Below are 7473 nucleotides of genomic sequence, written 5' to 3'. Positions count from 1 at the left end.
CGACTTACTTCGGCAACCATTCCTTTCTCATTTCTTCATCAATGCCACTACATCTCCTGAAATGATACTCTTAATGATTGCAACCTCTACCTCACCGAGATACGAATGAGGATTTAAATATTAAATTAACGTCTTTAAGAGTAACAAATGAATTTTTATACGTCAATGGATATAGTAATAATCAGATTATAGAGAAGAGTTTGTGATTAGGAATGAATAATTATTTGATGTAAAAAGAAGCCGATCTAAACTAGATCAGCTTCTACATATAAAATTAAACTAAGTTTAATACTGTTACTTTTTCACGTGTCATAGACTCAAGGCTCTTACGAATACCTTGTGCGCCCATACCTGAACCTTTTACACCAATGAATGGGAAGTGGTCAGGGCCGCGCTCTGTGCGTCCGTTAATTTGAACAGAACCAGTTTCGATTTTGTTAGCAATTGCAAATGCTTTGTTAATGTCTTTTGTGAAGACACTTGCTTGCAGACCGAACTCTGATTTGTTAGCAATCTCAATTGCTTGCTCATCTGAAGAAACACGGATGATTGGAAGGATTGGGCCGAATGGCTCTTCCCAAGCAACTTTCATTTCTTCTGTTACGTGGTCGATTAATGTTGGGTAAATTAAGTTACGCTCACGTTTGTTACCGATAACGATTGTTGCACCTTTTTCTACAGCGTCGTCAACTAAACCTTGAACGAAGTCAGCAGACTTGTCGTCGATTAATGGAACGATTGTGCTGTCTTGTTCTGGAGATCCAACTGATAGTTCAGCTACTTGTGCTTTTACTAAGTCAACAAGCTCGTCCGCTACGTTTTCGTGTACAAGTACACGTTTAATAGCTGTACAACGTTGACCAGAGTAAGAGAATGCACCGCTTACGATATGGTTTGCAGCATCTTGTAAGTCAGCATCTTCACGAACGATACCAGGATCTTTACCACCAAGTTCTAATACAAGTGGAATCATTGAAGCTTTTTTCGCTAAATGTTTACCTGTGTTTGTACCACCTGTGAACGATACCATATTGATGCCTTCGTGTTCTACTAAGTAGTCACCAATTACAGAACCGCGTCCTGTAGCTACGTTTACAAGACCTTTTGGAAGGCCAGCTTTGTGAAGTGCTTCCACCATTTTAATACCACTAATTGCACCTTGAGTTGCTGGTTTGAAAATAACAGCGTTACCCATAATTAATGCTGGTGCAAGTTTTGCAGCAGATAAGTTTACTGGGTAGTTAAATGGTGCGATTGCTAATACAACACCAAGTGGTGCGCGTTGGATAATCGCAAGTTTAGATTTCGTTCCGCCAGGGAAGCTATCGCCCATCATGCTTTCTCCGTGCATATGTAAAGCTTCTTCGATCGTGTAACGAATGAAGTCAGCTGTACGAACAACTTCTTTCTTCGCATCTTTATAGCCTTTACCGACTTCTTTCATAATGATATCGGCAATTTCATCCTGCATATTTACGAGCTCATCAGCCCATTTATATAAGTATTTTGCGCGATCTTGTAGGGAAGCTTCAGCCCATGATTTTTGAGCTTCTTTTGCAGATGCAATTGCTTCATCTACTTCTCCGCGAGTAATTGCTTGTACTTGTCCAATTACTTCGTGTAAGTAAGGAGATGGAATTTCGATTGTTTCTCCTGAAGAGCTTTCTCTCCATTCTCCGTTTAAATAAAATTTGTACGTATTGCTAGTTGTCATGATTAGTCCTCCTAAAATAGCAACTTGTAAGAGTGAGTATAAGGTGATTGTAGGGGGTTTGATAACATTTTTCAAATGAAATGTTTGTGAAAACGATTTCTTATTCTTTTTTTATTTTGTATGCCCTTTCTTACGGAATATTCTCTTATTTCAAAATGATGTAGCGTATATTTTTATTCAGTTTGTAAAAAAAATAATTGACAGAATACTCAATAAAGTTGTAAGATTATAAATGGAAAATAAATGAAAGGGGTGTGCGTAATGATTGTAATCGTAAATGTAATGGGCTTAGCTCTGTTAAATGGCAGAAAACATTCATATCATTACGCAACCCGTGCGGATATATAAGGCATTCTCTGTCTTATAAGAAGCGTACGTTGCGTATATCGTAACGTACGCTTTTTATGCATTTTTGTGCATATCGTCAAGCGGCGGTATGCTTTTTTTTGTTTATTTTTCCTTGTATGGTTACGATGAAAATTTTGGAAGGTGGAAAAATGTGATGAGATTGTATGGGTTACGAAATGTAAATGTGATGGGTCTGGATAGTGGATAAAGAAGTGAGAGTTAAACGAGAACGAGAAGGGAGAGGTTACATTGTTATCAGTATTACTAAAGCTAAAATGGTTTTTTAAAGAGCATTGGAAGAGATATAGTATCGCTATTGGAGCTCTTTTAATTGTAAATATAGTTGAAGTCATTCCCCCGAAAGTGTTAGGGGTTACGATAGATAATATAAAAACAGGAACGTTAACGAATGCGGAGATTATGCAATTTATTCTCATTTTAATAGGGGTTACGGTAATTGGATATGGTCTTACTTTCGTTTGGCAACACCAGCTGTTTGGGGGAGCATTCGTACTGGAGAAAACGATGCGCTCTAAATTTATGGGACACTTACTTAAAATGACACCGACGTTTTATCATAAAAATCGTACGGGTGATTTAATGGCGAGAGCGACAAATGATTTAAAAGCAATTGCTATGACAGCTGGTTTCGGTATATTAACGCTCGTGGATTCGAGTTTATATATGCTTACGATTGTCTTTATGATGGGATTTACAATTAGTTGGGAGCTTACATTTGCGGCGCTTATACCGCTTCCGATTATGGCGTATGCGATGAACATATATGGAAAGAAATTGCATGAGAGATTTACAGTCGCGCAAGATGCGTTCGGAGATATGAATGATAAAGTACTTGAATCGATTGCTGGTGTGCGTGTTATTCGTGCATACGTACAAGAGAATGCAGACGAGGAAAGATTTCATCATTTAGGAGATGACGTCTACGAAAAAAATATGAAGGTAGCAAGAATTGATGCATTATTCCAACCAACTGTGAAAATGCTTGTCGGTCTTAGTTATTTAATCGGCTTAGTGTACGGTGCATACCTTGTGTTCCAGTCAAAGGTGACGCTTGGTGAACTCGTTTCTTTTAACGTGTATTTAGGGATGATGATTTGGCCGATGTTTGCAATTGGTGAATTAATCAATGTTATGCAAAGAGGAAATGCTTCGCTTGACCGTGTGAATGAAACGTTAGCGTATGAGCCAGATGTAAAGAATCCAAAACATCCAAAGCTTGTGCAAGATCCGGATTATATTCAGTTTGATGATGTGTCTTTCTCATACCCTTCATCAACTGAAGAAAATTTAAAGAAGGTTTCTTTCACATTAAAGCAAGGAGAAACGCTAGGGGTTGTCGGAAAAACAGGAAGCGGGAAAACGACGCTTGTACGTCAGCTTCTTCGTCAATATCCGCTTGGAGATGGAGATATTGCGGTCTCTGATGTGACATTAGATAAAATAACAAATGAAAATGTACTCGGATGGATTGGGTATGTACCTCAGGAACATATTTTGTTCTCAAAAACAGCGAGAGAAAATATTTTATTCGGAAGTAGGGAAGCGACGGAAGAAGAACTTGAGAAAGCAATTGAAATTGCTGCGTTTAAAAAAGACTTAGAGTTTTTACCAGAAGGATTAGAAACGCTCGTTGGAGAGAAAGGTGTTTCTTTATCAGGAGGGCAAAAACAAAGGATCTCGATTGCGCGAGCTGTTATTCAAAATCCAGAAATTTTAATTTTGGACGATTCTTTATCAGCTGTAGATGCTCGTACGGAAGCAGCGATCATTGAAAATATAAGAACAGAAAGAAGCGGAAAGACGACGATTATTACGACGCACCGTTTATCTGCAGTGCAACATGCGGATTGGATTCTCGTTATGGATGAGGGGCAAGTAATGGAAGAAGGTACACATGCTCAGCTTATCCAGAGCGGAGGCTGGTATGCTGAGCAGTTTGAAAGACAACAAGGTGAAAGTGAAAGTGCGGATAGTGGGGTGAAAATATGAGCGTTTCAAAACGATTGTTTCAATATGCGATGAAAGTGAAGGGGACGATTTTTGCAGCGATGCTAATGTTATTTATTTTCGTCATTGCAGAGCTTGCTGGTCCTTTCGTCGCTAAAACGATGATTGATGATCATATCGTCGGGATAGAGAAACCTTGGTATGAAACAGAAAAGAGTGAAGAAGCTGTTTCATATAATGGCGCTTTTTATAAGCGAAGTGATCGCTTTGAACAAGGCGAGACAAAAGGTAAAGAAGTACGTGTGATGCAAGTCGGTTTTCAATATTATTTTGTACCGAATAAAGTGAATATTGAAGGGTCACGTACTGTAAAAGGTGATATGATTACCGTTCAAAATGGTAAGGCGGTGCAAGTGTATAAAGCGAAGGCATTAACGAAAGAAGAAGTGTTTGCATTTTATAAACCAGAAATAAACCGTCTATTATTACTTGGTGGTGGCTATTTCGCTTTATTAGTAGTCGTATCATTATTTGCATACGGAAAGCAGTTCTTCTTGCAGAAGGCAGCGAACAAAATTATTCAAATTATGAGGGAAGATGTGTTTTCTCATATTCAAACGTTGCCGATTCGTTATTTCGATCATTTACCAGCGGGGAAAATTGTTTCGCGTGTGACGAATGATACAGAGGCCATTCGTGATTTATATGTAACTGTACTTGCAACATTCGTTTCTAGTATCATTTATATTATTGGGATATTCGCTGCGCTATTTTTATTAGATGTGAAGCTCGCTTCATTATGTTTATTAATTATCCCAATTTTAATTGTTTGGGCGATTCTTTATAGAAAATATGCGTCTGTATATAATCATAAAATGCGTTCACGTTTATCCGATATTAACGGAACAGTGAATGAATCCATTCAAGGGATGCCAATTATTCAAGCGTTCCGTCAAGAGCGTGAAACGAAAAAAGAATTTGAAGAATTAAACGGCGATTATTTTAAGTATCAAAATAAAATTTTAAATTTAAATGCAGCAACTTCGCATAACTTAGTAGCTGTATTAAGAAATATCGCTTTCACAGGAGTGATTTGGTATTTCGGCGGTGCGTCATTAAGTGCTACAGGTATTATTTCACTTGGGGTACTGTATGCGTTCGTCGATTATTTAACACGATTATTCTCGCCAATTACGAATATGGTGAACCAGCTTGCAAACTTAGAGCAAGCGCGCGTTGCATCAGAACGTGTCTTTGAATTGTTAGAGGAAAAAGGAGAAGCGGTAGAAGAAGAACGTATGCCTCGTTTAAAAGGAAATGTAAAATTTGATAATGTATCATTTTCTTATAATGGAAAAGATGAAGTGTTAAAAAATATTTCTTTTGAAGCGAAACAAGGCGAGACAGTGGCACTTGTCGGTCATACTGGATCAGGAAAAAGTTCTATCATGAATGTACTCTTTCAATTTTATGAGTTTGAAAAAGGAAAGCTTACGATTGATGGTCATGATGTAAGAGAAATGCCGAAACAAGCAACTCGTGAGCATATGGGAATCGTACTGCAAGACCCGTTTCTTTTTAGCGGGACGGTCGCTTCCAACGTAAGCTTAGAAAACGAAAAAATTTCAAAAGAGCGCATTGTAAAGGCGCTACGTGATGTTGGTGCTGAAAGATTTGCAAACAATATAAATGAAGAAATTACAGAAAAGGGAAGTACGCTTTCCACTGGAGAACGTCAGCTTATTTCGTTTGCTAGGGCGCTTGCTTTTGATCCAGCTATCTTAATACTAGATGAAGCAACGTCTAGTATTGATACAGAAACAGAGGCGATGATTCAACAAGCACTAGAAGTTGTGAAAAAAGGAAGAACGACGTTTATTATCGCTCACCGCCTTTCAACAATTAAAAGCGCAGATCAAATTATTGTGCTCGATAGAGGGACGATTTTGGAAAAAGGGTCTCATGATGAACTCATGAAAAAGCGTGGGCGTTATTATGATATGTATAAAACGCAAATGGAAGGCAATCAGAGTGCTTAATAGGTATGGAGGAGAACTTGTGATTTTCACAAGTTCTTTTTTATTGATGAACATGTCGACTCTTTAGCGAATTACGACAGTTAAATAAGAAGTATTGTTTTACCTTTTTCTTTATAAATGCTATATTAAAAAATGTTACTTATTTTTTGTATGTGGCGTTATTTTTCCCTTTTGTTTGATTATGAAGAAAAAGGATAAACTAAATAAGAACATTTTCATTGAAAAATTGTTCAAGATTGCATACAATCAATATAGTTTTTAAATTCCTATCAGAATACTTGGAGGATTACAATCATGAAGAAATTATTTTCAGTGCTTGCAGTAACTACATTAGCGATCGGGATTGTAGCCGGCTGCGGTAAAGAAGAGAAAAAAGATACAGCTAGTCAAGACGCGTTACAAAAGATTAAACAAAGCGGTGAACTTGTAATTGGTACAGAAGGTACATACCCACCATTTACGTTCCACGATTCAAGCAATAAATTAACTGGATTCGATGTTGAATTAGCAGAAGAAGTTGCAAAACGTTTAGGTGTAAAGCCTGTATTTAAAGAAACACAATGGGATAGCTTACTTGCTGGTCTTGATGCAAAACGTTTCGATATGGTTGCAAACGAAGTTGGTATTCGTGAAGATCGTCAAAAGAAATACGATTTCTCTAAGCCATACGTTTCATCTTCAGCGGCATTAGTTATTGCAAAAGATAAAGATAAGCCTGCTACATTTGCTGATGTAAAAGGACTAAAAGGAGCACAATCTTTAACGAGTAACTATGCAGATATCGCTAAGAAAAATGGTGCGGAAATTATTGGTGTAGAAGGATTTAGCCAAGCAGCAGAATTATTAGCTTCAGGACGCGTTGACTTCACAATCAATGATAAGTTATCAGTACTAAACTACTTAGAAACGAAAAAAGATGCGAAAATTAAAATTGTAGATACTGAAAAAGAAGCTTCAGAAAGTGGATTCTTATTCCGTAAAGGTAGCACTAAGCTTGTACAAGAAGTAGATAAAGCGTTAGAAGATATGAAAAAAGACGGTACGTATGACAAAATAACGAAAAAATGGTTCGGTGAAAATGTATCTAAGTAGTGCATTGGTTTCAGATCGATTGTCTACTTGGATAGATATTATGCAGTCTTCCTTCATGCCTATGCTGAAGGAAGCTGTTTTTACGACAATTCCATTAACGCTTATTACATTTATTATCGGGATTATACTGGCAACGTTAACAGCGCTCGCACGTATTTCTGGTAGTCGTATTTTACAATGGATTGCTCGTATCTATGTATCTATCATTCGCGGAACGCCACTTCTTGTACAGTTATTTATTATTTTCTATGGTCTTCCAACTCTTAATATTGAAGTTGAGCCATATACAGCAGCAGTTGTTGGATTTTCATT

Annotated in this window: 5 protein-coding genes and 1 riboswitch; of the genes, 4 read left to right on the top strand and 1 reads right to left on the bottom strand. The window is 37.4% G+C overall.

Translation table 11 applies throughout. The features are described 5' to 3' along the window. A riboswitch (Lysine riboswitch) is annotated at nt 1-97 on the bottom strand. This riboswitch is flagged as partial in the annotation. Nucleotides 98-274: 177 nt separating this feature from the next. After that, complete coding sequence (gene gapN / locus MR167_RS29345; RefSeq protein ID WP_000213629.1) at nt 275-1714, bottom strand: NADP-dependent glyceraldehyde-3-phosphate dehydrogenase; 1440 nt, start codon at nt 1712-1714, stop codon at nt 275-277. A gap of 597 nt (nt 1715-2311) precedes the next feature. Here gapN and MR167_RS29340 point away from each other — a divergent pair. From MR167_RS29340 to MR167_RS29325, 4 genes are all read left to right on the top strand, one after another. Next, nucleotides 2312-4072, top strand: a complete 1761-nt coding sequence (locus tag MR167_RS29340; RefSeq protein WP_097891463.1) for an ABC transporter ATP-binding protein — start codon at nt 2312-2314, stop codon at nt 4070-4072. Beyond that, the gene (locus tag MR167_RS29335; RefSeq protein ID WP_000116622.1) at nt 4069-6069 is read left to right on the top strand and encodes an ABC transporter ATP-binding protein; all 2001 of its coding nucleotides are present in this window, start codon (nt 4069-4071) and stop codon (nt 6067-6069) included. Before MR167_RS29340 ends, MR167_RS29335 begins: the two co-directional genes overlap by 4 nt. A 294-nt stretch (nt 6070-6363) precedes the next feature. Next, nucleotides 6364-7161, top strand: coding sequence for an amino acid ABC transporter substrate-binding protein (locus tag MR167_RS29330; protein WP_000732844.1), 798 nt, complete (start codon nt 6364-6366; stop codon nt 7159-7161). After that, the coding region (locus tag MR167_RS29325) for an ABC transporter permease subunit (RefSeq protein WP_242316089.1) at nt 7148-7473 on the top strand (326 nt) is incomplete at its 3' end. The genes MR167_RS29330 and MR167_RS29325, both read left to right, overlap by 14 nt.

The sequence above is a fragment of the Bacillus cereus group sp. BfR-BA-01355 genome (assembly GCF_022663675.1).
Taxonomy (GTDB): Bacteria; Bacillota; Bacilli; order Bacillales; family Bacillaceae_G; genus Bacillus_A; species Bacillus_A thuringiensis_S.
The sequence above is the reverse complement of the archived record's forward strand: the minus strand, read 5'-3'. Positions and strand labels throughout refer to the sequence as shown.

What these genes read in the sequence shown, in the direction of transcription:
- gapN (WP_000213629.1), bottom strand. Translation starts at nt 1,714, where the DNA reads ATGACAACTAGCAATACGTACAAATTTTATTTAAACGGAGAATGGAGA.
- MR167_RS29335 (WP_000116622.1), top strand. Translation starts at nt 4,069, where the DNA reads ATGAGCGTTTCAAAACGATTGTTTCAATATGCGATGAAAGTGAAGGGG.
- MR167_RS29330 (WP_000732844.1), top strand. Translation starts at nt 6,364, where the DNA reads ATGAAGAAATTATTTTCAGTGCTTGCAGTAACTACATTAGCGATCGGG.